Below are 25,702 nucleotides of genomic sequence, written 5' to 3' on the forward strand. Positions count from 1 at the left end.
CCTCTTCTCCTCAATTATTACTCTTATAATCACAATGCTCAACGGGAACGCGAGCATGTCCCTCGTCATCCGTACACCATGACTGCGACTGGAAGGCTAGAAAGATACCAATCCATTCTTCTTCCTTTTCAAAGTGAATGAGTATCCCTCCGTCTTGCCATATACCATTATCCCCTTTCCATTTCTCTACATTTCCTTGATTCATATGAATATCGTGTATACCGTTTCCTGGTTCGAAATGAAAGTAAGAATCAGGTGTATTTTCTTCTGGTCCCCATCTTTCACCGAATGCGTATATAATTGCTTTTTCTTCTATCGCTCGTTTTATATACCGTTCTATTTTTTCATTTAAGTCATTATCAACACCTGCTTTTTCAGCAGGTAAAGGAATCATTTGCTTGGAATCAAATACATTACCTCTTACATAATCTAAAGCTACTTCCGGCTCATTGTTTTTTATTTCGGTAAAACCAAATGGCAATGTCGGTAAAATATGAACTACTTCTGACCGGATATCGTTACTCGCAAAATATAAAACTTCTGATGGATAACTTTGCGACTTTACGTTAATTGCAATACGATACTCTACTTCTACTTCACCTTGTAAATGAACTTGATAATGAGGAGTTTTCCCTTTTCCGATCTTAGATTGTATAACGGTACCTTTTAACACACCATAATTTTTTAAGGGCATACATTTCATCTCCTATTCATTTAGTAGAAGCTTTTCATACTTAAGGCATTATCCATATAAAAAGAAAATCCTCCTTTCTCAGGAGGATTTCTTATTTTCTCAACATATACCAAACAATAACCTCCACCACTACGAGCAACACCGCGCCAAAAATCATTAACGTCGTCTTCTTTAATAGTTCATTTTCACGATATGGGATGTTACATAAATAAGCACCGAGTGTAATCCTTGACGGGCAAGCGATTGTCGCTACTGATGATGCGGTGTTTTGAAGCGTTGTGACGTATTGCCACGGGAGTGCTACGTTTTGCGCCGTTTGCATTTGTAGTTTTATAAACATCGCATTTGATCCTGCGTTACTACCTGTTAAGAATCCACCGATTGCTCCGATAAACGGAGCAACGAAAACGAAAAACGTTCCGAATGTTTCACCAGCTGTTTTTGCCAGTAATGAATGCATGCCAGATGCACCCATTAGTTCTGAAATGGCGATAAACATTGTTGTCGTAATTGCAAACGGAATCCATTGTTTTATCGTTTGTGAGAGTGATTGTTTCATAATATGAGATGGAATGCGGAAGAAAATAATAGTAAATAAACAAGTCATACCGAGCCAAAATCCTGGTGAATATAGCATTTCTAGCTTGTAAGAGTATGATTTTAAATCAAGGACTGCATATGATCTGAACAAATCATGTAATGCTGGTACGAGGCGAGAAAGCAATATACAAACAGTTAAGAATATATAAGGGCTAATAATTTTTATAATAGATGCTTCTCTTTCCGTTGCCGCAGCATGTTCTGTCATTAAACTTTGTTCATTTTTCCCTTTCAATTTAATGATAAGAAAGCCAAATGTAATTGTAACGATAGAACTTAATATACCTGCTAGTTCAACACTTACGTATGCATTAGAAAGATAGATTCCGAGAGAGAATAATAGAAAGAAACCGAATCCTTCTTTCCACTTTTCAATCACGGCCTGCCAGCCACCAACAACATGTAAAGAAAGAATGACGAAATAGGCAAACATCGGAATGCTTAATAGTGCCGTATTTGTGCCAAGTGTTGTAAGCGGCATGTTTATAAGCTGCGAACCGATAATCGTACCAGTTGCCATTGCGCCCCATGAACTAGCAAGTAAGCCGATAAATGAGAGCAGTACAGCTTGAAACGGTTTATAGCCTAATGAAAGAAAGATAGGTGCTGCAACCATGAAGCCGATTCCGAATCCACTTACTGATTCAATTAGTGGGCAAATCCCAAAACACATGAGCAGCATTTGTAATAAACGATCATGCGTCACTTCTTCTAAAAAACGTGCTACTTGATCGATGTACCCCATTTTGTTCATGAGGTGAAATAAAAAAATACCAAAAAACAACACGTATCCGACAATAAAACAAATTAACCATCCTTTAATCGTTGCGTGCACAGTTTCACTTATCCCTAGTTGAAACGTTGGCGAGAGTAAAACGATTCCAACAGACACAACGTAAGCAATTAAAGAGGACCGTAATGACGTTTGTTTAAATAAAAATAAACAAATGAAAATCATCATAATTGGGATAAGTGCCAACAATATGGCCATGTTATCATCTCTTTTCATTTAAAATACAATTTTTAACTATTATATAACAGATGTAATAATTTTCAATTGTTTTTACAACAGATTCAAAAAAGGAGCCAAATGACTCCTTTTCATTCCCATTTTCTATGATCCTGAAAAACGTTCTGCTGCCTCATTATTTTGTCTAACAGAACAAACACAATATAAGCACATATGACTTGCAATACAACATTTCCAAATTTCATTAATTCAAATGAATGGATCCATCTGAATAATTCATTTAATAATACAATTGAAACGATACTAAATAGTTCTATACTAATCGAAAATATACATATTTCTAAAATAGATTGTTCTTGAATGCGATTTAAGTTGGAAAAGATGAATACATATCCTAAAAATAGAGCCATCACCTCTATTTTCGTCATGCTAATGAGCCAAGCGTATAGTGGTACAGTTAAAAGAAGATATAGTAGTTTCCGTCTTAGCATGCTTTCTCACCCTCTAAATTATATGTATTTTCTGTATATTTTAACATTTATTAAACAAAACAAAAAGAAGAGACTTATGCCTCTTCTTTTTGTTTTGTTACCTGTATTAATTCACATATTTCTTCTCGCTTTTCATTTTCTAACAGCTCAATAACCTTACTTCCAACGACAACGCCGTCACATATTGTAATCATTTCTTCTACATGTGCCTTCGTTGAAATACCGAACCCTGCCACTACGGGTAAATGCGTATGTGATTTTACTTTTTCTAAGTAACTATGAATCTCCTCTTTAAAATTTTGACGTACTCCTGTTACGCCCGCTACTGTAACTGCGTAAACAAATCCTTCTGATTCACTCGTAATTTTTTCAATCCGCTCAATTGGGCTCGTTACAGTAACGAGTGGAATTAGCGCAATGTTTGCCTCTCGAAGTAACGGGGCAATGATATTTTGCTCTTCATACGGTAAATCTGGAACGATGATGCCGTCCACACCCGCTTCTAAGCATCTCTCAATGAATTGTTCTTTTCCGAATGCGAGTACTGGATTTAAATATGTCATGAGTACAAATGGAATTTGTACTTCTTTCCTTACCTCTATTAATGCTTGAAAAATGCCTTTTACTGTTACACCGCCATCTAGCGCTCGTTTTCCTGCTCTTTGAATCGTTGGACCGTCTGCGACTGGATCTGAAAACGGGATGCCAATTTCAACGATGCTCGCTCCCGCTTCATCTAAAAAACGAATTCTTTCTTTTAATTTTTCAAGACCACCATCTCCGCCCATTACGTACGGAACAAATGCTTTCTTACCATTTTCAAACGCTGCTTTAATTTTTTCTACTCCCATTTTTTACACCTCTTCCATATAACGTTTTATACTCTCTACATCTTTATCTCCGCGACCAGATAAACAAATGACAAGCCCTTCGTCTTTCTTCATTTGCGGCGCTAATTTTAATGCGTATGCGACAGCATGTGAGCTTTCTAAAGCTGGAATAATTCCTTCTTTTTTCGTTAATAATTGAAACGCTTCTAACGCTTCATCATCTGTAATGGAATGATAAGAAACGCGGCCAATATCTTTTAGTAAACTATGTTCTGGTCCAACACCTGGGTAATCAAGTCCCGCTGAAATAGAATGTGCTTCTTGAATTTGTCCTTCTTCATTTTGCAGAAGGTACATCATCGATCCGTGTAAAACACCAACGCTTCCTTTCGTTAAAGTAGCTGCATGCTTTTCTGTATGAACGCCTTTTCCAGCTGCTTCTACGCCGTAAAGAGCGACTTCTTCATCATGCACGAACGGATAAAACATGCCCATCGCATTACTACCGCCGCCAATACAAGCAACTACAGCTTCTGGCAACTTCCCTTCTAACGCTTCATATTGTTTTTTCGTTTCTTTCCCAATTACACTTTGGAAATCACGAACAATTTGCGGGAATGGATGCGGTCCGAGAACTGATCCCATAATGTAGTGTGTATCATGCACGTGTGAAACCCAGTAGCGAAGCGCCTCATTCACCGCATCTTTTAATGTGCCGCTACCTGCTGCTACGCTTTCTACTTTTGCTCCAAGTAATTCCATTCGGAACACATTTAATTTTTGACGTCTCACATCTTCTTCTCCCATAAAGATGACGCATTCTAATCCGAGTAGGGCACATACAGTAGCTGTTGCAACACCGTGTTGTCCTGCCCCTGTTTCAGCGACAACTTTTTTCTTGCCCATTCGTATCGCAAGAAGTGCCTGACCGATTGTATTATTAATTTTGTGAGCTCCTGTATGGTTCAAATCTTCACGTTTTAAATAAATCTTTGCACCGCCGCAATACTTCGTCATATTTTCAGCGAAATAAAGTGGTGTTTCTCTTCCGACGTACGTTTTTAAATAATGATTTAATTCCTTTTGAAACGCTTCATCTTGCATCGCTTCTTTATATGCTTCTTCTAGTTCTAATACAGATTGCATTAACGTTTCTGGAACGTATCGTCCTCCGTATATACCGTAGTGACCTTTTTCATCTGGATATGCGTAATTCATTTAGAACACTCCTTCGCTTTTTTAATAAATTGTTTTATTTTCTCTACATCTTTCTTTCCTTCTGTCTCCACGCCGCTACTTACATCGACCATGTACGGCTGAATCGTTCGAATCGCTTCTTCTATATTAAGAGCGTTTAATCCACCAGCTAATATTGTTTTCTCTCGCAATTCTTTTGGCATATGCGTGAGTAACTCCCATGAAAATGTCTTTCCATTTCCTCCATGAAACTTTTCTTTCGGGCTATCAAACAATATATAATCCGTTTCATATGCTTGAGCATTTTTCAAATCACTCTCTGAAGTTACTCCGAGTGATTTTATAGACGCAATATTCAATCTTCTAATCTGATGATTATCTTCATCACCATGTAATTGCACGTGTGTTAACCCACATTCCTCTGCAATTTTCTGAATAGCTTCTACTGATTCATTTACGAAAACACCGACCTTTAACACGTTTGCTGGAAGCTCCTGAATAATTTCTTTCGCTAGCCCTGGAGTGACTTTCCGCTTACTTTTTGCAAAAACAAATCCGAGTGCATCTGCTCCGTATTCGCAAGCACGTTTTGCTGTTTCAACATCAGTGATCCCGCAAATTTTCACTTTCATATGTTCACCTTACAATCTTCAAAAAAGGTACGAATAGAAGATGATGTCATAAGCGCTTCCCCAACTAATACACCTTTCGCTCCTGCTCGTTTGACACGAATAATATCTTCTTTTGAATGAATCCCGCTCTCACTAATCCAAAGTAATTTCTCCTCATTTAATCTTTTTCCAAGCTCTTCTGTTTGGCTTAAATCGACTTCGAATGTTTTTAAGTTACGATTGTTAATACCGATAACATGTGGATTTAATTGGATTGCAATTTCTAATTCCTGTTCATCATGAACTTCAACAATTGTTTCTAATCCTTTTTCTAGCACGTAGTTATACAACTCTTTTAACTTTTCTTTCGTTAACGCCGCTACAATTAATAAAATAATATCTGCGCCAGCTTCATACGCTCTATCAATTTGAATTTTATCGATTATGAAATCTTTGCATAAAAGCGGAATGTTACTTTCTTCTCTCGCCGTTTGTAAATCATGAAACGATCCTTTAAAAAATTGACCGTCTGTTAAAACAGAAACTGCTCCTGCGCCACATTCTTCATATGTTTTTACTTGTTTTCGTACATCAACGTGTAAATTAATATCTCCTTTTGATGGTGATGCTCGCTTCACTTCTGCAATGACAGTAAACTGCTGTAACGCTTCTACAAGAGAACGTGTCTTTCTACTTTCTTCTATTGGTGTATACGTTTCATATAATGCCGCAACTTCTTTTTTCTTTTGGTCTACAATTTTGTCTAAAATCGTCCCCACTTTAATTCACCCTTTCTAATTTTTCATGGCTTGCTACAATTAATAAGTTTAGTTTGGCTAATGCTTTTCCAGAGTCAATGCTATGCGCTGCGAGTGTAATTCCTTCTTCAATCGTTTCTGCTTTTCCATTTGCGAAAAGGGCTAAACCTGCATTGAATAACACTGTATCACGGTAAACGCTCTTTTCTCCGCTCAACACTCCGAGCGTAATCTTTGCATTTTCTTTCGAATCTCCGCCTCTAATCTCTTCGTTTTTCACTATTGAGAAACCATATTTCTCAGGTTCAATACTCGTTTCTACTATTTCATTACCTTTTAAAATGACAACGTGATTTTCTCCTTGCAATGATGCTTCATCTAAAAATCCACTTCCATTTACAACAAGCGCTTGTTTTCTTCCTAGTTTCTGTAATACTTGTGCAACTGGTAGTAACATATCTCGTTTATAAATACCGACAAATTGTGTTTCTAGATTAACTGGATTCGTTAACGGTCCAATTAAATTAAAGATCGTCGGCACGTTCAATTCTTTTCTTATTTTCATAATGCGTCTTAATGCTGGATGCATCGCTGGTGCGAATAAAAATGCAATGCCGACATGCTTTAATAAATAATCAATTTCGTTTGGCGTACTGCTAATATTTACACCGAGTTCTTCTAATAGATCCGCGCTTCCTGTTTTACTAGAAACAGCTCGGTTACCATGTTTTGCAACCTTTACGCCAGCTCCTGCCAGTACAAATGCTGATGTTGTACTAATATTAAACGTTTGGGCACCGTCACCACCCGTCCCGCAATTATCCATTGCTCCTTGTATATGGTTCGAAAACGGTAATGCCTTTTCGCGAAGAGCTCGAACGAGTCCGTATATTTCTTCTGCTGTTTCACCTTTCGCTTTCAGTAAGACTAAGAAAGCTGCAATTTCACTTTCCAATATGTTTTCATTTAATAAAAGAAGCCCTGCTCTATACATTTCATCTTCTGTTAAATGTTGTCCCTCCACTAATTTACGAAGATAGTTATTCATACTCTTTCCTCCTCTTTCACTTCGCCTAAAAAGGCACGTATTAACTTTCCGCCTTCTTCTGTTGCGATTGATTCTGGATGAAACTGTAAGCCGAATAGCGGATAATAATTGTGACGAACTGCCATAATTTCTCCGTCGTCCATCGCTGTCGCTAGTATGTCAAAACACTCTGGCAAGCTCGTTTGCGCTGCAACAAGAGAATGGTAGCGCATCGCTGTTAATGGCTGTGTTACATATGAAAAGATTGAAGTTCCCTTATGTTTCACACTTGATGTTTTTCCGTGTTTAATGCGTTCTGCTCTTACAATCTCTCCTCCAAATGCTGATATAATCGCTTGATGACCAAGGCAAATACCCAATATGGGAACGTTCTTATAAAAGTGACGAATCACTTCGATACAAATGCCGGCATCCTCTGGTTTTCCTGGCCCTGGTGAAAGTACAATTCCTTTCGGCTTCATTTCTTCTAATTGTTCTATCGTTATTTGATCATTTCTTACGACTACAATATCTTCTTCGTATTCTCCTAACAGTTGATACAAGTTATATGTGAATGAATCGTAATTATCAATTAGTACAATCATTTCATTACCTCCAATAGTGCTCTCGCTTTATTTAACGTTTCTTCATATTCAGCTACTGGATTTGAATCATAAACAATGCCCGCTCCTGCCTGAACGTATGCTTTTTCATCCTTTACGACCATCGTTCGAATAGCAAGCGCCATATCAAGATTCCCTGAAAAACTAACGTATCCAACTGCACCTGCGTATACATTTCTTTTTTCATTCTCTAGCTCATTTATAATTTCCATCGCTCTAATTTTCGGAGCGCCTGACACTGTTCCTGCTGGCAAGCAATATGCTAATGCATCAAATCCACTCATTTGTTTTCTCAATGTTCCGTAAACTTCAGATACAATGTGCATGACGTGAGAGTATTTTTCTACTTTCATATATTTATCTATCGTCACGGATCCAATTTCACTTACTCTGCCAATATCATTTCGCCCAAGATCTACAAGCATCATGTGCTCCGCTCTTTCTTTCTCATTTTCTAACAGTTCTTTTTCAATTTCCGCATCTTCCTGCTTCGTTTTCCCTCTCGGCCTCGTACCAGCAATTGGATTCGTCATCACTTTATCCTCTCTTATCGTTAACAAACTTTCCGGCGAAGAACCGAGTACGACATAATCTTGAAAATCGATATAGAACATATATGGTGATGGATTGGCTATTCGCAGTTTTCGGTATAACGCGAATGGATCACCAATACATTCGCTTTGCAAACGCTGGGATAATACGACTTGGAATATGTCCCCGGCCCGAATATGTTCTTTCGCCTTTTCTACCATCGCGCAAAATTCTTTTTCCGTTATAGAAGAAGTAAATGATAACGTTGATTTTATTTCAGTTACTTCCGCTTCTTCTCCCTGTAGCACTTCCTCTTTGTATACTTGTAATCTTTCATATACTTCTTCATAAGAAGCTATATCATCTTCCCTGCATACATATACAAATGATAATTTTTGGCGTAAGTGGTCATACACGATAAACTCACGGTACAGTAACAGGTGTACTTCTGGAATATTTAGTGGATCGTGTAAATCTGCTCCAATGTTTTCATATTGCCGAATGACGTCATAGCCAATATAACCAACTGCTCCTCCGCAAAACGGGAATGGACTGTCTACTTGAGCTGACTGGGTTTCTTTTTCTAACACTTGTAGTACGTTACCTTGCAGCTTTTCTGCTCGGCCGTAAATCGTTCGTTCCACTTCCGTACCGACGCTTTTCACTTCACCATACGGATTACATCCTAAGTAAGAATAACGCCCTTTATCTTGATGAAGCTGGGAGCTTTCTAATAAAAACTTTTTCTTTCCTTCCATACGTCTATATAAAGAAATTGGCGTAATGCTATCTCCTTCTTCTTCGGTAATTACTAAAAATGTTTTTTCTTCTCTTTTTCGTTTCATAAATTCTTCTTTCGTCATCATGTCCTTCACCTCACCCTGAAAAATAAAAAAGTCCCCTACATATCGAAAATATGTAGAGGACGATAAATTTACCGTGGTACCACCTCATGTTGGACGCAAAAGCATCCCGCTTTATTCAGGTACAAAATATATACCTTATCCTTGTAACGGCGGAACCCGGGTTGCCTACTGAAAATAATTGTTCAGCATACCTCTCGTAAGCCCATTCCGTATATGGCACCGCACCGGGCTCCCACCTATCCCCGGCTCTCTGTAACGTCTCCAACATACGTACTCTTCTTACTTCAACGATTTCAATTATTTAATTTTTTGTACACAAAAAGGGAGTACTCATCCTATAGAAAGGACGGGTACTCCCGTGGTGCCACCTTAATTCGTTACGAATGTAACGCACTTTACCGTATCAAAAACAATACGTGTCTCTTGTATCGATGAGATCATGTCGCCAAAGCCTACTTCTTTCGTTTCGGTTTGGAAGCTCCGAAGCCCATTCCACATTAATCCCATACTGATTCGCACCAACCATCAGCTCTCTGACATGTTCATCATGTGTACTCTTCTTCATCAACGCTTGCATTTTTTTAAGTTGCACTCATTATAGACTTAACTTTTTTCATAAGTCAATACTTTTTAAAAAATTTTATTTTTCTCTCCTTTCAATATTATATTGACAAAACAACCTCTTTTTATGTAAATATAATAAATACTCTATTAAAAATAAGGTTTTTTGTATGAATATTATATATTAAAAAAGTAAAATGATATCAAAAAACGCTTACATTTCTGAAAATTCATATTTCTGTATGGATTTTTCAGAATAATCATGATAGATTATAAATATGCATAACGCATCAAAAGACATGACAAAAGGAAGGGGAACTACATGAGTACGCAGATGTTAACTTTAACTTCAATCTCTATTTACATGCTCGGGATGTTAGTCATTGGCTATTTCGCCTATAAACGAACGTCCAACTTAACAGATTATATGCTTGGCGGCCGTACACTAGGCCCCGCAGTAACAGCATTAAGCGCTGGAGCATCCGATATGAGTGGTTGGCTTTTAATGGGACTACCCGGTGCAATGTTTAGCGTTGGATTAAGTAGCAGTTGGATTGCAATCGGCCTAACACTAGGCGCATACGCAAACTGGCTATATGTTGCTCCTCGCTTACGTACCTACTCTGAAATTGCAAACAACTCTATTACTATCCCAGAATTTTTGGAACACCGTTTCCACGACAAATCTCATATGCTACGCTTAGTATCCGGACTTGTTATTATGATTTTCTTTACTTTTTATGTAGCTTCAGGATTAGTTTCAGGCGCTGTATTATTTGAAAATTCATTTGGTATGAACTACCACGTTGGATTATTCATTGTTGCAGGCGTTGTTGTAGCTTACACATTATTTGGTGGTTTCTTAGCCGTAAGTTGGACAGACTTCGTGCAAGGAATCATTATGGTAGTCGCTCTTATTCTTGTTCCTATCGTAACAATTATGAATTCGAACGGACTTGGACCTGCATTTGATACAATTCGTTCTGTAGATCCAACACGTCTAGATATTTTTAAAGGTGCCTCTACTTTAGGAATGATTTCTCTATTCGCATGGGGCCTTGGTTATGTTGGACAACCTCATATTATCGTACGCTTTATGGCGATTTCTTCTGTAAAAGAAATTAAAAGCGCACGAAGAATTGGTATGAGCTGGATGATTTTCTCTGTTGTCGGAGCTATGTTTACTGGTCTTATTGGTATTGCTTACTATTCACAACAAGAGTTAACATTGTCTAACCCAGAAACAATTTTCCTTGAACTAGGAAAAATTTTGTTCCATCCACTTATTACTGGATTTTTATTAGCAGCTATTTTAGCAGCGATTATGAGTACAATCTCATCTCAATTACTCGTTACTTCTAGTGCTATAACAGAAGATTTATATCGTACATTCTTTAAACGTTCTGCTTCTGATAAAGAACTTGTATTTGTCGGTCGTATGGCTGTACTTGTTATTGCATTAGTTGGGTGCGCATTAGCGTTTAAACAAAATGATACGATTTTAGCTCTTGTTGGATACGCTTGGGCTGGTTTTGGTTCTTCATTCGGACCTGCTATTTTATTAAGCTTATATTGGAAACGTATGACAAAATGGGGCGCGCTTGCTGGTATGATTTCTGGTGCCGCTACAGTAATTATTTGGACTCAGTTTAAATTCTTAAAAGAATTCTTATATGAAATGATTCCTGGTTTCACTATTAGTTTACTAGTAATCGTAATTGTTAGTTTACTAACGCAACCTTCAAAAGAAATCGAAGAGCAATTTGAAGATTTCGAAAAACAACATAGTCATAATCTATAAAAGGAAAGCTCTGCTGTTATCACAACAGCAGAGCTTTCTTTATATCAAAGTTCGACAATCTTCTGCTCGAATTTAACAATTTCTTTATGTTTCGTTAAATTAAACATAACACTACTCCTTTATAGTAGTACTATCAGCACTTATACAGAAAGGGGACTCCAACATGTTAGCAGCTTTCCAGCAACAACACACACGAAAATTTTCACCTATCACAAATACTTCTACGTCTTGTTTAAACATACAACCTAATCCACATAAAATTTCGATCGCTCCTTCTGTTATTTCAGTCATCGGTGTTCATATGGAAAAAAATAAGTTGAAAGTAAGAACTGGACAAAGCACTGAGTTATCAGCTTCCGTTTTGCCAGTGCAAGCGACGAATACAGAACTTATTTGGACGAATATGAATGCTGATGTCATTACAATGTATCCAAAAGGGGATACGGTAACGATTACTGGAAAAAGTGCGGGAAGAGCAGTCGTAATTGTCACAACTGCTGAAGGAAAGTTCCGGGATCTATGTATGATTCATGTACAACCTTATATGACAAATCCAAAGTAAAAGAGTGGCCTCGTAGCCACTCTTTTACTTCATTTCAATGTATGGATTTTTACTTGTAACGAGATTGATGAATTGCGCTTTATCTTTAGGAGAAATAATTTCGGTTTGATGTGATCCATAAATAATTTCAAGCCGATCAAATGATAAGGCATGAGCTGCTACTGGATTGTTCGTATTTGAAATTTGTTTTCTCTCTCGTATAAATATGCGCTTTTTAACGAAACCTGATCTAATTGTAATTGTTTCTTCTCCGACTATGTATTTTGTCGAAAACCAACTCCACATAAATAATATGGCTAATGGAATTGTAAAAAATAAAAGAAAATATTCTCTACCTGCAAATAGGGGAGCAAAACACGCTCCAATGACAACGAAAAAAATTGGATATAACTATACATCTTTTTTTGATGGGAATTCCATTTCCTCCCCCCTTCCACGCCCGTATTTCTATAAAACAAAAAGAGAAGTATCACAACTTCTCTTTTCTTCCCCTAATACTATAATTCCTGTGTATACGCTGGCTCGTTTACTACATTTTTTGCTGTTCGTTTTTGTTGCTGTAGTAAGAACACCGATACTCCAAACAATACGAGCATGCTACCGATAATTTGCATTGCATTTAGTCTTTCCCCGAGTAAGAAGAACGCTAGTATAGATGCTCCAACTGGTTCCCCTAAAATACTCATTGAAATTGTTGTTGCATTTACGTAGTTTAATAACCAATTATTAATGACGTGTGACACTGTCGGTACGACCGCAAGTAAAAGAAATACGGTCCAGTCCCACTTCGAATAACCTGTAAAAGGCACTTGCAATACTATATTATAAATTCCCATAAAAATACCTGCGAATGCAAAGACTGTAAAGCTGTAAATCCAGTGTGATACTTTCTTTACTGTCGTTTGCCCGATAAATAAATAACCGACAACCGCTATTACACTTAAAAAGGATAATATATCTCCATAAATTGCTTGTTCACTTAGCCCTAAATCTCCCCAACCAATACACATTACGCCTAATATCGCAATTCCCATCGTTGCAATAGCTGAGTATGTTGTTCTTTCTTTAAATAAGAAAAAACCTCCAATTAAAGATACGATTGGTTGAAGCGCTAAAATAATCGTCGAACTCGCAACTGTCGTATGCTTTAAAGATTCAAACCATAATAGAAAATGAAGTGCTAAAAAGAAACCAGATCCAATTAAAAATCCCCAATCTTTTATTTGAATCTTACTAAACTCTTCCCGTTTTTTCCAAACGATAGGCAGCATAATAAGTACGATAATCCATAATCGATACATACTTAATATGGAAGATGGTGCTGAGGACATCTTTACAAAAACTGCTGCGAATGAAATGGCTATAATGGAAATAGCTAATGGTAGTGCGATTGATCTTTCTTGTTTCAAATTCCGTCTCCCCTCTCACCTGTCAAAAATCCCACTTCATTATATCCGTTTTCTTTCCTAACTTAAATACTAATTTTTTAGATTCTTCATACCATTATGGTAAAATAGAAATGAAGGCACCTATTAGTGGATATTTCTTTTTCACTACAAGCGTCGCTCTTACAATCATTACAGTAAATTTTTATTTAGGGGGATCCACATGAATCAAACAATCGGGAGAATTGAAGAAATTTCATTTTATAGCGCATCACTTCAAGAAGATGTTACACTTCTCGTTTACTTACCGGTAAATTACACACCACTGCACAAACATACAGTTGTCATTGCACAAGATGGTAGAGATTACTTTCAGCTTGGTAAAGCGCACCGTGTAATTGAGCGCCTTCGTGAAACTGAAGAAATTGACCGTACAATTATTGTCGGTATTCCATATAAAAATGTACACGATCGTAAAGAAAAATATTTCCCAAATGAAGTAAAAAACGCTGCTTATATTCGTTTCCTTGCTCATGAACTTGCGCCATATATTGATGAAAACTATCCAACGTATCAAATGGGAAAAGGACGTGTGTTAATTGGTGATTCTCTTGGCGGAACAGTTTCCTTCATGACTGCACTTATGTATCCGCATACATTCGGTAAAGTCGTTATGCAATCACCATTTGTGGACGAAACCGTGATGAACTTAGCAACAGAGTTCAAACATCCGGAGGCGTTAGAACTTTATCACGTCATTGGAACAGAAGAAACAGCTGTAAAACGCACGGATGGACAAGTATCTGATTTCGTAGGGCCGAACCGTGATCTCAATACGCTTCTAACAGATAGAAATTTCATTACACATTACGAGGAGTTTGAAGGTAATCATACGTGGAAATATTGGCAAACTGATTTACCGAAAGCTTTCTCTCATATGCTATCAATGAAATAATAGAGAGCAGTATTCAGAATAATTTGATATAATAGATTAAGAGAGTTATTTTCTCAAAATCTAACTAGACTTACAAAGGGAGGAATTGGAACATGAAATTAGGCATTGTAATTTTTCCATCTAAAATGATTCAAGATAAAGCGAACGGATTGCGTAAACGTTATGATCCGCATTACGCATTAGTTCCGCCACATATTACATTGAAAACACCCTTTGAGACGCAAGATGAACAATTAGAATCGATTGTAAACGAGTTACATACAATCGCAAGTAAAACGAACCCTTTCACCCTTCATGTTGGGAAAGTTGGTTCATTCGCACCTGTTAATAATGTTCTTTATTTTAAAGTAGAAAAAACACCAGAACTTACTTTCTTAAATGAGGAAATGCATAACGGGTTCTTCACACAAGAACGCGAATACGCTTTCGTACCTCATTTAACAATTGGACAAGGCTTATCAGATGCAGAGCATGCTGATGTATTAGGTCGATTACGTATGAAAGATTTCTATTATGAACAACCAATTGACCGCTTCCATCTTCTATATCAATTAGAAAACGGAACATGGACTGTACACGAAACATTCCACCTTGGAAAGGGGAACAACTAATTTGCACGCACAGATCGTACAAACGGACGAACAACTAAGAGATGCATTCTCTGTACGTAAGCAAGTATTTGTAAATGAGCAGCAAGTTTCTGCCGAAGAAGAGTATGATGAGTTTGAAGAAACTTCTATACACGTTGTTATATATGATAATGATGTTCCTGTTGGTGCTGGACGTTTTCGCACCATTGATGGAATCGGAAAAATGGAACGCATTTGCGTACTAGCTTCCCATCGTAAAAAAGGCATTGGAAAAATTGTTATGGATGCACTTGAAGCATATGCGAAAGAAAACTCGTTGCCAAAATTGAAGTTGCATGCTCAAACACATGCTGAAGATTTCTATAAGAAACTTGGATATGTAACGAATTCTGATGTATTCATGGAAGCAAATATTCCTCACATCGTTATGATAAAAGAATTGTAATTTGAAAACAGGAGGTATCCCCTCCTGTTTTTTACATTGCTATTTTCTTTTTCTTCCGCTAAAGTTAAATGTTGATGCTATAGTTTTGAAGGTGAATATATGACACAAGAAAAATTTTCACAAAAATCATTAACGCACGCTGACATTCCGCGTGCAACATATCATATCCCGAAAACATCTACCCATTTAATTATGGAAGAAGATGCAGATGCGGCTTATTTCCGCGCGCTCGAACAACAAAATGTATTTTTAAACGAAAAACAATTAGAGGCCGTACGAACGACAGAAGGTCCTGTTCTTACATTAGCTGGTGCCGGAAGCGGGAAAACATCTGTTTTAACAACCCGCGTAGGTTATTTAGTAAATGTAAAAAAAGTTCATCCGCGCAATATTTTATTGCTTACATTTACACAAAAAGCGGCTGAAGAAATCCGAAATCGCGTAGCGAATTTACCCGGTATGAATCACGCAGCAAGTAACTACGTTGTTGCTGGTACGTTCCACTCTGTCTTTTTAAAATTGCTTCGTAGTCAAGGATATAATCAGCAAATTTTAGCAAACGAAAAACATAAACAGATTATGATAAAGAAAATTTTAAAAGAGTTACGCTTAAAAGACGATTATGATGCTGAAACGATGCTCGCGATGATTTCACTTGAGAAAAACAAATTGAATCGTCCGAAAGATGTAAAAGCAAAAACACCCGTTGAACAAGAATTTAAAGAGGTATACGAGCGTTTTGAAGAAGTGAAACAACGATATAATTATATCGATTTCGATGACATCTTATTAGAAACATATTATATGTTAGAAAATAATGCTCCTTTGCTTACCCAACTACAACAACGGTTCCACTATATCGAAGTAGATGAGTTCCAAGATACATCGTATGCACAATATGAAATTGTAAAATTGTTAGCTTCGCCGAGAAATAATTTGTTTATCGCAGGTGATGACGATCAGGCGATATACGGCTGGCGAGGAGCAAGTCATCAAATTATTTTATCTTTTCCAAAAGAATTTGATAACACTACGATTATCGCACTTAATACAAATTATCGATCCAATCCTTTTATCGTCGGACTTGGAAATGAAGTTATCAAACTAAATCAAGAGCGTTTTGACAAAGAGCTATATTCTGTACGTGAAGAAGGTGTACAACCTTTTTACGCAAGACCAGCTACAACTCTTGATGAAGCAAATCAAATTTTGCAGCTCATTCAAGAAAAAGTAGATAGCGGCGAACGAAACTATAAAGATTTTTGTTTACTGTATCGCACACATTCTGTAAGCCGTTCATTACTTGATCAGCTTACCATTCACAAAATCCCGTTCATTAAGCACGGTGCGAGCCAATCATTTTATGAACATTCTTTAATTAAGCCTGTATTAGATCATTTACGACTAGTGATTGAACCGTTTCGACTAGAATCACTTTCAAATATATTGCCAACGATGTATATCGGACGTGATGATTGTATTTCATTTATTGAACGTGAACAATGGAAATATGGTGAAGGTCGTTTCCCTTCTCTTCTTCATTTCTTATTATTAAATCCGAGCTTAAAACCTTTTCAAGTGAAAAAGGTAAATGAGCGTATCGATTTTATTAAATTTATAAAAGAATTAGAACCGAAAAAAGCATTAAAAGAAATTATTCATGGTAAAGGGAAGTATTTAGAGTACTTACAAAGTAACGATCGTTCTTCCTTTACGATGCATAAGGATATACAAGAAGAAATGTTAGAAGAGTTAATGGAGTCTGCAACTCGTTTCACCGATATTCCAGCTTATTTACAATTTATTGATGAAGCAATTCAAGGACAAAAAGAAATGGAAGCATTAAAAACAATGCCACAAAAAGATGCTGTTTCGCTTATGTCTATTCATAACGCAAAAGGCCTTGAATTTCCATGCGTCTTTTTACTTGGAGCAAGCGATGGTATTCTGCCTCATACTTCTTCTTTAAAAGATGCAAACGATCGTGTTACAGAGACTTCTGAAGCTTTAGAAGAAGAACGCCGATTACTTTATGTCGCTATTACACGTGCGAAAGAAGAACTTTACATTTCCTCTCCGCAATTTTTTAGAGGAAAAAAATTAGATATATCTCGCTTTTTATATACAGTGCGAAAAGATTTACCTGAAAAGACATCCACTAAATAAGGATGTCTTTTTTTTATATGGCAATATGTACATCCCTACTATATAAATTCCATCTTTTTATCATAAGAATTAACGTAATATCAACCATATCCCACTCATATTGTAATAGTGTATGTCAGAACTCACGATAAGGAGTGAACATAATGAGCTGCAATTGTAACGAAGACCATCATGACCATGATTTTGATTTCAATTGTGTATCTAATGTCGTTCGTTTTATACATGAATTACAAGAATGCGCAACGACAACATGCGGATCTGGTTGCGAAGTTCCATTTTTAGGTGCACATAATAGTGCATCCGTAGCAAATACACGTCCTTTTATTTTATACACTAAAGCTGGAGCACCTTTTGAAGCATTCGCACCATCTGCAAGCCTTTCTAGCTGCCGATCTCCAATTTTCCGTGTCGAGAGTATAGATGATGATGATTGCGCTGTATTGCGTGTATTAACTGTAGTATTAGGTGATACTTCTCCTGTACCACCTACTGATGACCCAATTTGTACGTTTTTAGCTGTACCAAATGCACGATTAATATCGACTAACACTTGTCTTACTGTTGATTTAAGTTGCTTCTGCGCTATTCAATGCTTACGTGATGTTACGATTTAAAACTAAATAATGAGTTAAGCATGGATTGGGTGGCAGAAAATTCTGCCACCCAATCCATGCTTAAAAGGTATTATTATGTATTTTTCATAAAATTGGGAACTTGTCTAGAACATAGAACCTGTCCTTTTCATTAACTGAAAGTAGAAACAGATAAAGGAGTGAAAAACATGTTCTCTTCTGATTGCGAATTTACTAAAATCGATTGTGAGGCGAAGCCAGCTAGTACACTACCTGCCTTCGGTTTTGCTTTCAACGCGTCTGCACCTCAGTTCGCTTCACTATTTACACCACTACTATTACCTAGCGTAAGTCCAAACCCAAATATTACTGTCCCTGTAATAAATGATACAGTAAGTGTCGGAGATGGCATTCGAATTCTACGAGCTGGTATTTATCAAATCAGTTATACATTAACAATTAGTCTTGATAACGCACCTGTTGCACCAGAAGCTGGTCGTTTCTTCTTATCATTAGGTACACCAGCTAACATTATTCCTGGGTCAGGTACAGCGGTTCGTTCTAACGTTATTGGTACTGGTGAAGTAGACGTATCCAGTGGTGTTATTCTTATTAACTTAAACCCTGGTGATTTAATTCAAATTGTACCAGTTGAGTTAATTGGAACTGTAGACATCCGTGCTGCAGCGTTAACAGTTGCACAAATTAGCTAGTAAAAAGCGGTATTTCACCTTTGAAATACCGCTTTTTATGTATAATAAAAAACACTCACAGTAACATGAGTGTTTCATTCTTCATAGTGTTTTATTGTATTCTTCTTTTTCCCGCAATTGCATCCCTTTTTCTTCACAAATCCTTGTTGTTGTAATTGTTCTTGATATGCCTGTTGTTGCGCTTGGTGTTGTTGCTGTATATGATACCATTGCTGCAGGTCATATGAATTTTGCCTTGGACTATTACTCACAGCAAACATCTCCTCTACTGTCAATTCTGTCTATTTACTATATGAACAACTCTTTATTTCCGTTCCCTCATTCTTTTAAACTCCGCTTTTTCTCGTATTATGAAAATATATTATTCTCCCATAAAATATCCTGTAATTGTTTCAATGATTGCTGCTGCACCTGCAATAGCTAATAATGCAAGTAACGGCTCTGCTACGATAGGAATCCAATTATATAAAACTAATAAAAAAGCACTAACCCATACACCTGTACACCAATAACAGCTTAATAATTCGCCAATCCACTTTCTTAATCCTTTACCTTTTACTTTTGTATAAGTTGATACACTTCCATCTGGCTCTGTAATCTCTAATTCGTCAATAAACGGTCGCCGCAAAAAAGCTGTAATTTTATCATACACAATTAAACGGGTGAGCCTAAAAGCAGCTAACGCGAAAATAAAAAATAAAAGCCAACTTGTAAACAGCATGATTCCACCTTCCCTTATCTTCTTTCGCCTATTTAAAAAAAAAGGTCTTGAGATTGTGACCAAATCTCCTCGACTCCAATATCTTATTAATGTAAATACAAACAAGAAGATAAGGAGTGACATTAATGAGTTGTAACGAAAATAAACACCATAGCTCTTCTCATTGTGTAGTTGACGTTGTCAAATTCATTCATGAATTACAAGAATGCTCTACAACAACATGTGGATCAGGTTGTGAAATTCCATTTTTAGGAGCACATAATAGTGCATCAGTAGCAAATACACGTCCTTTTATTTTATACACTAAAGCTGGAGCACCTTTTGAAGCATTCGCACCATCTGCAAGCCTTTCTAGCTGCCGATCTCCAATTTTCCGTGTGGAAAGCGTAGATGACGATAGCTGTGCTGTACTACGTGTGTTAACCGTAGTATTAGGTGATACTTCCCCTGTACCACCTACTGATGACCCAATTTGTACGTTTTTAGCTGTACCAAATGCAAGACTAGTATCGACATCTACTTGCATTACTGTAGATTTAAGCTGCTTCTGTGCGATTCAATGCTTACGCGACGTTTCTATCTAATAAATGAAGTAAACTAAAAAACTATTGGGGTGGTAGAAGATTTCTACCACCTTTACATATTTAAAAGCCGGCCATACTAATTGATTGGATATCATCTATAGATAACTTAATATCTCGCATACTATTTGGCGGCATAATAGCTACAATTCCATTACGATACGATATGATTGATCCAACATAAGAAACTGTAGCGGTTTTTATTCTGCACCTTACTTTCGGGATGTAATGAGGACGATTTAATAAAAAATGAATTTTTTCATCATTATTCATATCCTTAAATGATTTATTATATGGAACAGTTCTCACTGGCTCTTGCTGCCCTTGTACTTGTTCCTCTTCTTCTATTGTTTCTTCTACTTGCTGCTCTTCTTGTTGTTGTTCTATTACCTCTTCCACAGCACTACTTACAACATTTTCATTTCTATTACTTTCCTCGTTTCGATCCTCATTTTCAAAGTTTGTTAAGATAATTCTTTTTATTTTCGGTGCAGCAAGTTCCAAATTTACTTGCGCAATATATAACAACGGTTTTCCAACTGTTGAACTTTTATTTTTATTCTTCACACTCGTCCCTCCCACTTCCATACGTAGCTGAATAAATCGTGTACTATTATAGTTATATTCATAACGTGGTAAGAACTTTCGTTAAAAATCGTTCTTTCTAAGAACAAATAAAAAGGACAATCTCAACATGTAGAGATTGTCCTTTAAAAATTCATATTATATTTATCCTAGGATATGATACCCTGAATCAACGTGAATGTTTTCTCCTGTTACACCGCGTGCTAAATCACTGAATAAGAATACTGCTGTATCCCCAACTTCTTCCGGAGTTGTTGTACGGCGAAGTGGTGCGCGCTCCTCAATTTCTCTTAAGATTGAGTTAAAGTCGCCTACACCTTTTGCAGATAACGTACGAATTGGACCTGCAGAAATAGCGTTAACACGAATGCCATGTTGACCTAAATCGTTAGCTAAATATTTCACGCTTGCTTCTAATGAAGCTTTCGCAACACCCATAACGTTATAGTTTTTCACAACGCGCTCACCGCCAAGGTATGTTAACGTTAAAATATTTCCGCCTTCTGTCATTACTTTCTTCGCTTCTCTTGCTACAGCTGTTAAAGAAAATGCACTAATATTTTGTGCAAGTAAAAATCCATCGCGAGAAGTATCTACAAATTCGCCTTTTAAGTCGTCACGATTTGCAAAAGCAATACAGTGCGCTACACCATGAATTGTACCAACTTCTTGCTTGATTGTTTCAAAGCAAGCTGTAAGTTCTTCATCATTTGTTACATCACAAGGTAATACAAGTGATTCTTGTCCTTCTAATGTGTCCGCTAATTCACGAACGTTTCTCTCTAAACGTTCTCCTGCATATGTGAAGATTAATTTTGCACCTGCATTATGCAAAGAGCGAGCAATTCCCCACGCAATACTTCTTTGGTTCGCAACGCCCATAACAACAAATGTTTTCCCTTGTAATAGTTCCATGATATATCCTCCCAGAAATACTTATACTTGTTATTAGTACCTGATACTATAATTATAGTACCATAAAACCTCTTAAAGGCAAACAAAAAAGTCATTAACGTAAATTTTGTTAATGACTTTTTGTTTCTATAAAAAACCGCTCTAATCCTTCTTCCCAAGAAGGCATTTGTAAAAAACCATTTAATCGTAGCATGTTATGTTGAAAAACAGAATATTTCGGTCTCGCTGCTGCCGCCCCAAATTCTTCTGTTGAAACAGGTAATACGCTCACTTTCATATTTGCATACGAAAATATTTTTTGTGCAAATTCAAACCAAGAACATGAGCCTCTATTTGATACATGATACGTACCGTATAAAGAAGTATGAATGAGCTTATTAATCATCGCATTTAAATCCGCCACATACGTAGGAGAACCAATTTGATCTGCTACAACAGACACTTCTTCTCTTTCTTTCCCTAATCGCATCATCGTTTTCACAAAATTATTTCCATACTTACCATATAACCACGATGTGCGAACGATAAAATATTTATTATGTAACTCTTTGACGAACTGCTCTCCCACATACTTAGAAGCTCCGTATATATTTATTGGCGCCGGATTATGAAATTCATCATACCCTTCCGGTCTGTCGCCCTGAAATACATAATCAGTACTAATATAAACTAACTTCGCGCCTACTAATTGTGAAGCAACCGCTACATTTCGAGCTCCTATTGCATTTATTCTATACGCAAGATCTTGTTCTTTCTCAGCATGATCAACCTTCGTATACGCTGCACAATGAATAATAATATGTGGCTTTATTTCTTGTACTACTTGCTGCATTCGGGATATATTTGTTATATCTAGTAACTTTTTATCAAATGGATATATGTCATATTCTTCAGGATTTAGCTCTTCTTGTAGTTGCTTGCCCAATTGACCATTTGCTCCTGTTATGATAATCCGTTCTTTCATTTATATGCCCCTTACTTTTCTTTTAGTGGTTTCCACCATTTCTTATGATGTTCATACCATTCCACCGTTTCTTTCAGCCCTTGTTCAAACGTATACTGAGGCTCCCAATCTAGCTCATTCTTCATCTTTTGTGCATCAATCGCATAACGACGATCATGACCTAAACGGTCTGTCACATACGCAATGTCTTTTTTCGTTTTTCCTAAGAGAGAGAGAATTTGTTCTACAACATCTACATTTGTTTTTTCATTATTTCCACCTATATTATATACTTCTCCTATACGTCCCTTATGCAAAACAACGTCAATCGCACTACAATGATCTGTTACATGTAACCAATCTCTTACATTTAATCCATCGCCATATAACGGTAATTTCTTTCCTTCTAGCGCATTCGTAACCATTAACGGAATTAATTTTTCCGGATATTGATACGGCCCATAGTTATTGGAGCAACGCGTTACTATAACTGGTAATTGATACGTTTTATAATAAGATAAAGCTATCATGTCTGCACTCGCTTTGCTTGAAGAATACGGACTATTTGGAGCTAACGGCGTTTCCTCGGTAAATCGACCTGTTTTCCCTAAAGAGCCGTACACTTCATCTGTTGATACTTGCACAAGTTTAATATGCGGATATTTTTTTACTGATTCTAATAAGGTGACTGCCCCAATTACATTTGTATCATAAAAAGGAATCGGATTTTCAATACTACGGTCCACATGTGATTCAGCTGCGAAATTGACAATTACTTGTACGTCATGTTCCTTAATAACATGCTCCACCAGCTCTCCATTTTGAATCTCCCCTTTTACAAAAGAGTAATTCGGATGATTTTGAAGAGACTTCACGTTATTTAAATTCCCGCTATATGTTAATGCATCGAAATTAATAATTTTATATGTTTCATAGCTTTGTAACATGTAATGAACAAAATTACTTCCAATAAATCCGGCCCCACCTGTTACTAATATATTCATAAACAACTCTCCTACTCAAAAGCTATCTTCACATTCCTGAAGTAACGGTAATATTCGATCTTTGTCAGACAAAATAGGAATTGTTACCGGCCATGGAATTGCTAAGTCTTTATCGCTCCAAAGTACTCCTGAGTCATGCTCGGCACTATAATACTCATCTACTTTATACATAACAATCGTATGCGGAACAAGTGTACAAAAACCATGTGCAAATCCTTTTGGCACTAATAATTGCCGATGATTATCCGCACTTAAAATATATCCTCTCCACTGCCTAAACGTGGGTGAATCTTTTCGCAAATCAACGATAACATCATAGATTGCTCCTTGCATAACTTGAATAAGTTTCGTTTGTGCTTTCGGATTTTTTTGAAAGTGCAATCCCCGAATCGTTCCCGCTTCTGCTGAATACGAAACATTATCCTGTACAAATGAATACGTAACCCCTAATGTTTCTAGCACCTTCTTATTATAACTTTCAGTAAAAAAGCCACGCTCATCTCCAAATAACCTCGGTTCTAACAATTTTGCGTCGGTAAAATTTGTTTCTACAACTTTCATATTCTCACCTATTCTCCGTTAAACTGTTTACCAAAGTTTATATCCCGCGCTAACGTATTCGCCTTTTGAAGAGAAACATGAGTTCCCGCATCCGTCCACCAACCGCTCATTTCATTATAAGTAAGTACCCCTCGTTTTAAATACCAATTATTGATATCTGTAATTTCAAGTTCTCCCCTTGCGGAAGGTTTCAATTCTTTTATATAAGAAAAGACTTTTGGATCATACAAATAAATTCCCGTGACTGCATAAGAACTTTTCGGCTCTTTCGGCTTTTCTTCAATTTCAATTATTTTTCGGTTTTGAATATTTGCTACACCAAATCTCTCCGGATCATCTACAGATTGCAGCAGTACTTTCGCACCTTCTTTTTGATTTGCAAACTCTTCAACATACGGACGAATGTCATCTGAAAAGATATTATCGCCTAAAATAACTACCATGCGATCTTTCCCGACGAAATTCTCACAAAGCCCTAATGCTTGCGCAATTCCGCCAGCCTTATCTTGCACACGATACGTAAAAGACACGCCAAACTCTTGACCGCTTCCTAAAAAACTAACAACATCTCCCATATGCTCTTTACCTGTAATAATCATAATATCTGTAATCTCGCACTGTTTTAGCTTATATACTGCATGATAAATCATTGGATAACGTCCAACAGGAAGCAAATGTTTATTCGTTACTTTCGTTATTGGATATAATCTCGATCCCGTTCCACCAGCTAAAATAATTCCTTTCATCCTGTATCTCTCCCTTATGATGGAGATAGTATATCTTTGTAATGTTCTACAAACACTTTCCGATATTTCTCATATGTATCCGCATCAAACTCATCCCCGTTGTAGTGAATACACCATAAATTCGCTTGATTAGGGATACCAATTAAATAACCCGCCTTTTGAAACTCTAAAGACTGCGAAACATCATAAAAGTGGAATCCTTGAAACAAGTCTTCTCGCCACGGAATATCATATTGTGTGGCCATTAATAATCCATCAATTGCCTGAACTGACATAAATGATTGATTCCCATAAAACAATTGATCTAAATTTAATAATTGATAATTCTGTCTTCTATACTCAATCACTTTCCCTACCAAATTTTTCCCTTCCCACCATATCCCGTTGCTCGGTAAAAACTGGGCTCCAGCTACACCAATTAAACCGAGTTTTTCGTTATCTTTAAAAAGAGAAATGAGTGTATAAAACATATCTCGATTAATAAGATACGTATCTTGATGTATATAAACCTTATACTTCGCGGGATATGAAAGTGCTCGGTTGTATGCACTTGCCATACTTTTCGCATCTCGTATCGGAAAAATTTGTACGACATAACCAGGGGGAACAAAAAGGTTTCTTATTTGTCTCTCACATTGTTCAAACAGCTCTTCATTATTTATACAAACAACGACTAATATTGTATGATCTTTCATTTT

At 36.8% G+C, this 25,702-nt stretch carries 30 protein-coding genes and 2 other annotated features; of the genes, 9 read left to right on the top strand and 21 right to left on the bottom strand.

Translation table 11 applies throughout. The annotated features are described in order from the left end of the window. Positions 1-10 precede the first annotated feature (10 nt). The 10 genes from AC3WTI_RS11835 to trpE form a co-directional block, all read right to left on the bottom strand. Complete coding sequence (locus AC3WTI_RS11835; RefSeq protein WP_097840666.1) at positions 11-694, bottom strand: DUF2278 family protein; 684 nt, start codon at positions 692-694, stop codon at positions 11-13. A gap of 91 nt (positions 695-785) precedes the next feature. Next, a complete protein-coding gene (locus tag AC3WTI_RS11840; protein ID WP_087957819.1) occupies positions 786-2,285 on the bottom strand; it encodes an L-lactate permease in 1,500 nt (499 codons plus the stop codon). Positions 2,286-2,395: 110 nt separating this feature from the next. Continuing rightward, the gene (locus AC3WTI_RS11845) at positions 2,396-2,755 is read right to left on the bottom strand and encodes a DUF4029 domain-containing protein (RefSeq protein WP_087957817.1); all 360 of its coding nucleotides are present in this window, start codon (positions 2,753-2,755) and stop codon (positions 2,396-2,398) included. Between the two features lie 74 nt (positions 2,756-2,829). Beyond that, positions 2,830-3,606: a tryptophan synthase subunit alpha gene (trpA, locus tag AC3WTI_RS11850; protein ID WP_087957816.1), complete on the bottom strand. Its 777-nt coding sequence runs from the start codon at positions 3,604-3,606 to the stop codon at positions 2,830-2,832. Positions 3,607-3,609: 3 nt separating this feature from the next. After that, the gene (gene trpB, locus AC3WTI_RS11855) at positions 3,610-4,803 is read right to left on the bottom strand and encodes a tryptophan synthase subunit beta (RefSeq protein WP_087957814.1); all 1,194 of its coding nucleotides are present in this window, start codon (positions 4,801-4,803) and stop codon (positions 3,610-3,612) included. Further along, positions 4,800-5,414, bottom strand: a complete 615-nt coding sequence (locus tag AC3WTI_RS11860; protein ID WP_097840667.1) for a phosphoribosylanthranilate isomerase — start codon at positions 5,412-5,414, stop codon at positions 4,800-4,802. Before AC3WTI_RS11860 ends, trpB begins: the two co-directional genes overlap by 4 nt. Beyond that, positions 5,411-6,172, bottom strand: coding sequence for an indole-3-glycerol phosphate synthase TrpC (gene trpC / locus AC3WTI_RS11865; protein WP_087957811.1), 762 nt, complete (start codon positions 6,170-6,172; stop codon positions 5,411-5,413). The genes AC3WTI_RS11860 and trpC overlap by 4 nt, the downstream gene beginning before the upstream one ends. A 1-nt stretch (position 6,173) precedes the next feature. Continuing rightward, positions 6,174-7,199, bottom strand: coding sequence for an anthranilate phosphoribosyltransferase (gene trpD, locus AC3WTI_RS11870; protein ID WP_087957809.1), 1,026 nt, complete (start codon positions 7,197-7,199; stop codon positions 6,174-6,176). Beyond that, positions 7,196-7,783, bottom strand: a complete 588-nt coding sequence (locus AC3WTI_RS11875) for an aminodeoxychorismate/anthranilate synthase component II (RefSeq protein WP_087957808.1) — start codon at positions 7,781-7,783, stop codon at positions 7,196-7,198. Before AC3WTI_RS11875 ends, trpD begins: the two co-directional genes overlap by 4 nt. Further along, entirely contained in the window at positions 7,780-9,198 is a 1,419-nt protein-coding gene (gene trpE / locus AC3WTI_RS11880; RefSeq protein WP_142305812.1) for an anthranilate synthase component I, read from the bottom strand. The genes AC3WTI_RS11875 and trpE overlap by 4 nt, the downstream gene beginning before the upstream one ends. Before the next feature lie 52 nt (positions 9,199-9,250). Then, positions 9,251-9,495 (bottom strand) — a binding site (T-box leader). A 42-nt stretch (positions 9,496-9,537) separates the two neighbouring features. Further along, positions 9,538-9,775 (bottom strand) — a binding site (T-box leader). A 306-nt stretch (positions 9,776-10,081) separates the two neighbouring features. Between trpE and putP the strand changes: the two genes are divergently transcribed. Next, positions 10,082-11,560 carry a sodium/proline symporter PutP gene (gene putP / locus AC3WTI_RS11885; RefSeq protein ID WP_087957804.1) on the top strand — a complete coding sequence of 493 codons (1,479 nt, stop codon included), beginning with the start codon at positions 10,082-10,084 and terminating at the stop codon, positions 11,558-11,560. A 163-nt stretch (positions 11,561-11,723) separates the two neighbouring features. After that, positions 11,724-12,122 carry an Ig-like domain-containing protein gene (locus tag AC3WTI_RS11890; protein ID WP_087957802.1) on the top strand — a complete coding sequence of 133 codons (399 nt, stop codon included), beginning with the start codon at positions 11,724-11,726 and terminating at the stop codon, positions 12,120-12,122. Positions 12,123-12,146: 24 nt separating this feature from the next. Here the strand turns inward: AC3WTI_RS11890 and AC3WTI_RS11895 are convergent, their stop codons facing one another. After that, positions 12,147-12,503: a PH domain-containing protein gene (locus tag AC3WTI_RS11895; protein WP_253621710.1), complete on the bottom strand. Its 357-nt coding sequence runs from the start codon at positions 12,501-12,503 to the stop codon at positions 12,147-12,149. A gap of 116 nt (positions 12,504-12,619) precedes the next feature. Further along, entirely contained in the window at positions 12,620-13,531 is a 912-nt protein-coding gene (locus tag AC3WTI_RS11900) for a DMT family transporter (RefSeq protein ID WP_087957799.1), read from the bottom strand. Positions 13,532-13,730: 199 nt separating this feature from the next. Between AC3WTI_RS11900 and AC3WTI_RS11905 the strand changes: the two genes are divergently transcribed. The 6 genes from AC3WTI_RS11905 to exsF all read left to right on the top strand — a co-directional run bounded on the left by AC3WTI_RS11905 (position 13,731) and on the right by exsF (position 18,948). Continuing rightward, on the top strand, positions 13,731-14,462 hold the full coding sequence (locus tag AC3WTI_RS11905; RefSeq protein ID WP_087957797.1) for an alpha/beta hydrolase: 732 nt from the start codon (positions 13,731-13,733) through the stop codon (positions 14,460-14,462). 92 nt (positions 14,463-14,554) lie between these two features. Continuing rightward, positions 14,555-15,073, top strand: a complete 519-nt coding sequence (locus AC3WTI_RS11910) for a YjcG family protein (protein WP_087957795.1) — start codon at positions 14,555-14,557, stop codon at positions 15,071-15,073. 1 nt (position 15,074) lies between these two features. After that, positions 15,075-15,497, top strand: coding sequence for a GNAT family N-acetyltransferase (locus AC3WTI_RS11915; RefSeq protein WP_048526727.1), 423 nt, complete (start codon positions 15,075-15,077; stop codon positions 15,495-15,497). Between the two features lie 99 nt (positions 15,498-15,596). Further along, on the top strand, positions 15,597-17,663 hold the full coding sequence (locus AC3WTI_RS11920) for an ATP-dependent helicase (protein ID WP_087957793.1): 2,067 nt from the start codon (positions 15,597-15,599) through the stop codon (positions 17,661-17,663). A 143-nt stretch (positions 17,664-17,806) separates the two neighbouring features. Further along, positions 17,807-18,277 carry a spore coat protein CotY gene (cotY, locus tag AC3WTI_RS11925; RefSeq protein ID WP_087957791.1) on the top strand — a complete coding sequence of 157 codons (471 nt, stop codon included), beginning with the start codon at positions 17,807-17,809 and terminating at the stop codon, positions 18,275-18,277. Positions 18,278-18,444: 167 nt separating this feature from the next. Continuing rightward, positions 18,445-18,948: an exosporium protein ExsF gene (gene exsF, locus AC3WTI_RS11930; protein WP_000492933.1), complete on the top strand. Its 504-nt coding sequence runs from the start codon at positions 18,445-18,447 to the stop codon at positions 18,946-18,948. 74 nt (positions 18,949-19,022) lie between these two features. Here exsF and AC3WTI_RS11935 read toward each other — a convergent pair whose 3' ends face one another. Continuing rightward, positions 19,023-19,208, bottom strand: a complete 186-nt coding sequence (locus AC3WTI_RS11935; protein WP_033657682.1) for a hypothetical protein — start codon at positions 19,206-19,208, stop codon at positions 19,023-19,025. Between the two features lie 101 nt (positions 19,209-19,309). Continuing rightward, positions 19,310-19,669: a DUF1360 domain-containing protein gene (locus AC3WTI_RS11940; RefSeq protein WP_087957789.1), complete on the bottom strand. Its 360-nt coding sequence runs from the start codon at positions 19,667-19,669 to the stop codon at positions 19,310-19,312. 125 nt (positions 19,670-19,794) lie between these two features. Here AC3WTI_RS11940 and exsY point away from each other — a divergent pair, with 125 nt between their 5' ends. Beyond that, positions 19,795-20,253, top strand: coding sequence for an exosporium assembly protein ExsY (gene exsY / locus AC3WTI_RS11945; protein ID WP_087957787.1), 459 nt, complete (start codon positions 19,795-19,797; stop codon positions 20,251-20,253). Positions 20,254-20,313: 60 nt separating this feature from the next. Here the strand turns inward: exsY and AC3WTI_RS11950 are convergent, their stop codons facing one another. The 7 genes from AC3WTI_RS11950 to AC3WTI_RS11980 all read right to left on the bottom strand — a co-directional run bounded on the left by AC3WTI_RS11950 (position 20,314) and on the right by AC3WTI_RS11980 (position 25,699). Continuing rightward, positions 20,314-20,838 (bottom strand): spore coat CotO family protein, encoded by a 525-nt coding sequence (locus tag AC3WTI_RS11950; protein ID WP_087957785.1) that lies wholly within the window; start codon positions 20,836-20,838, stop codon positions 20,314-20,316. Between the two features lie 141 nt (positions 20,839-20,979). After that, positions 20,980-21,750 carry an enoyl-ACP reductase FabI gene (gene fabI, locus AC3WTI_RS11955; protein WP_000421885.1) on the bottom strand — a complete coding sequence of 257 codons (771 nt, stop codon included), beginning with the start codon at positions 21,748-21,750 and terminating at the stop codon, positions 20,980-20,982. A gap of 109 nt (positions 21,751-21,859) precedes the next feature. Beyond that, entirely contained in the window at positions 21,860-22,714 is an 855-nt protein-coding gene (gene rfbD, locus AC3WTI_RS11960) for a dTDP-4-dehydrorhamnose reductase (RefSeq protein ID WP_097840669.1), read from the bottom strand. A gap of 11 nt (positions 22,715-22,725) precedes the next feature. After that, a complete protein-coding gene (rfbB, locus tag AC3WTI_RS11965; RefSeq protein WP_087957781.1) occupies positions 22,726-23,697 on the bottom strand; it encodes a dTDP-glucose 4,6-dehydratase in 972 nt (323 codons plus the stop codon). A 15-nt stretch (positions 23,698-23,712) separates the two neighbouring features. After that, complete coding sequence (gene rfbC / locus AC3WTI_RS11970) at positions 23,713-24,258, bottom strand: dTDP-4-dehydrorhamnose 3,5-epimerase (RefSeq protein ID WP_087957779.1); 546 nt, start codon at positions 24,256-24,258, stop codon at positions 23,713-23,715. 8 nt (positions 24,259-24,266) lie between these two features. Then, a complete protein-coding gene (locus AC3WTI_RS11975; protein WP_087957776.1) occupies positions 24,267-25,004 on the bottom strand; it encodes a sugar phosphate nucleotidyltransferase in 738 nt (245 codons plus the stop codon). A 14-nt stretch (positions 25,005-25,018) separates the two neighbouring features. Further along, positions 25,019-25,699, bottom strand: coding sequence for a glycosyltransferase family protein (locus AC3WTI_RS11980; protein ID WP_087957774.1), 681 nt, complete (start codon positions 25,697-25,699; stop codon positions 25,019-25,021). Positions 25,700-25,702: the final 3 nt, after the last annotated feature.

It is taken from the genome of Bacillus sp. EB106-02-03-XG38 (assembly GCF_058792175.1).

Excerpts from the sequence above, each read along its gene's own strand:
- AC3WTI_RS11835 (WP_097840666.1), bottom strand. The coding sequence starts at position 694 with ATGCCCTTAAAAAATTATGGTGTGTTAAAAGGTACCGTTATACAATCT.
- AC3WTI_RS11840 (WP_087957819.1), bottom strand. The coding sequence starts at position 2,285 with ATGGCCATATTGTTGGCACTTATCCCAATTATGATGATTTTCATTTGT.
- AC3WTI_RS11845 (WP_087957817.1), bottom strand. The coding sequence starts at position 2,755 with ATGCTAAGACGGAAACTACTATATCTTCTTTTAACTGTACCACTATAC.
- trpA (WP_087957816.1), bottom strand. The coding sequence starts at position 3,606 with ATGGGAGTAGAAAAAATTAAAGCAGCGTTTGAAAATGGTAAGAAAGCA.
- trpB (WP_087957814.1), bottom strand. The coding sequence starts at position 4,803 with ATGAATTACGCATATCCAGATGAAAAAGGTCACTACGGTATATACGGA.
- AC3WTI_RS11860 (WP_097840667.1), bottom strand. The coding sequence starts at position 5,414 with ATGAAAGTGAAAATTTGCGGGATCACTGATGTTGAAACAGCAAAACGT.
- trpD (WP_087957809.1), bottom strand. The coding sequence starts at position 7,199 with ATGAATAACTATCTTCGTAAATTAGTGGAGGGACAACATTTAACAGAA.
- AC3WTI_RS11875 (WP_087957808.1), bottom strand. The coding sequence starts at position 7,783 with ATGATTGTACTAATTGATAATTACGATTCATTCACATATAACTTGTAT.
- trpE (WP_142305812.1), bottom strand. The coding sequence starts at position 9,198 with ATGATGACGAAAGAAGAATTTATGAAACGAAAAAGAGAAGAAAAAACA.
- putP (WP_087957804.1), top strand. The coding sequence starts at position 10,082 with ATGAGTACGCAGATGTTAACTTTAACTTCAATCTCTATTTACATGCTC.
- AC3WTI_RS11890 (WP_087957802.1), top strand. The coding sequence starts at position 11,724 with ATGTTAGCAGCTTTCCAGCAACAACACACACGAAAATTTTCACCTATC.
- AC3WTI_RS11905 (WP_087957797.1), top strand. The coding sequence starts at position 13,731 with ATGAATCAAACAATCGGGAGAATTGAAGAAATTTCATTTTATAGCGCA.
- AC3WTI_RS11910 (WP_087957795.1), top strand. The coding sequence starts at position 14,555 with ATGAAATTAGGCATTGTAATTTTTCCATCTAAAATGATTCAAGATAAA.
- AC3WTI_RS11920 (WP_087957793.1), top strand. The coding sequence starts at position 15,597 with ATGACACAAGAAAAATTTTCACAAAAATCATTAACGCACGCTGACATT.
- cotY (WP_087957791.1), top strand. The coding sequence starts at position 17,807 with ATGAGCTGCAATTGTAACGAAGACCATCATGACCATGATTTTGATTTC.
- exsF (WP_000492933.1), top strand. The coding sequence starts at position 18,445 with ATGTTCTCTTCTGATTGCGAATTTACTAAAATCGATTGTGAGGCGAAG.
- AC3WTI_RS11935 (WP_033657682.1), bottom strand. The coding sequence starts at position 19,208 with ATGTTTGCTGTGAGTAATAGTCCAAGGCAAAATTCATATGACCTGCAG.
- AC3WTI_RS11940 (WP_087957789.1), bottom strand. The coding sequence starts at position 19,669 with ATGCTGTTTACAAGTTGGCTTTTATTTTTTATTTTCGCGTTAGCTGCT.
- exsY (WP_087957787.1), top strand. The coding sequence starts at position 19,795 with ATGAGTTGTAACGAAAATAAACACCATAGCTCTTCTCATTGTGTAGTT.
- AC3WTI_RS11950 (WP_087957785.1), bottom strand. The coding sequence starts at position 20,838 with ATGGAAGTGGGAGGGACGAGTGTGAAGAATAAAAATAAAAGTTCAACA.
- fabI (WP_000421885.1), bottom strand. The coding sequence starts at position 21,750 with ATGGAACTATTACAAGGGAAAACATTTGTTGTTATGGGCGTTGCGAAC.
- rfbD (WP_097840669.1), bottom strand. The coding sequence starts at position 22,714 with ATGAAAGAACGGATTATCATAACAGGAGCAAATGGTCAATTGGGCAAG.
- rfbB (WP_087957781.1), bottom strand. The coding sequence starts at position 23,697 with ATGAATATATTAGTAACAGGTGGGGCCGGATTTATTGGAAGTAATTTT.
- rfbC (WP_087957779.1), bottom strand. The coding sequence starts at position 24,258 with ATGAAAGTTGTAGAAACAAATTTTACCGACGCAAAATTGTTAGAACCG.
- AC3WTI_RS11975 (WP_087957776.1), bottom strand. The coding sequence starts at position 25,004 with ATGAAAGGAATTATTTTAGCTGGTGGAACGGGATCGAGATTATATCCA.
- AC3WTI_RS11980 (WP_087957774.1), bottom strand. The coding sequence starts at position 25,699 with ATGAAAGATCATACAATATTAGTCGTTGTTTGTATAAATAATGAAGAG.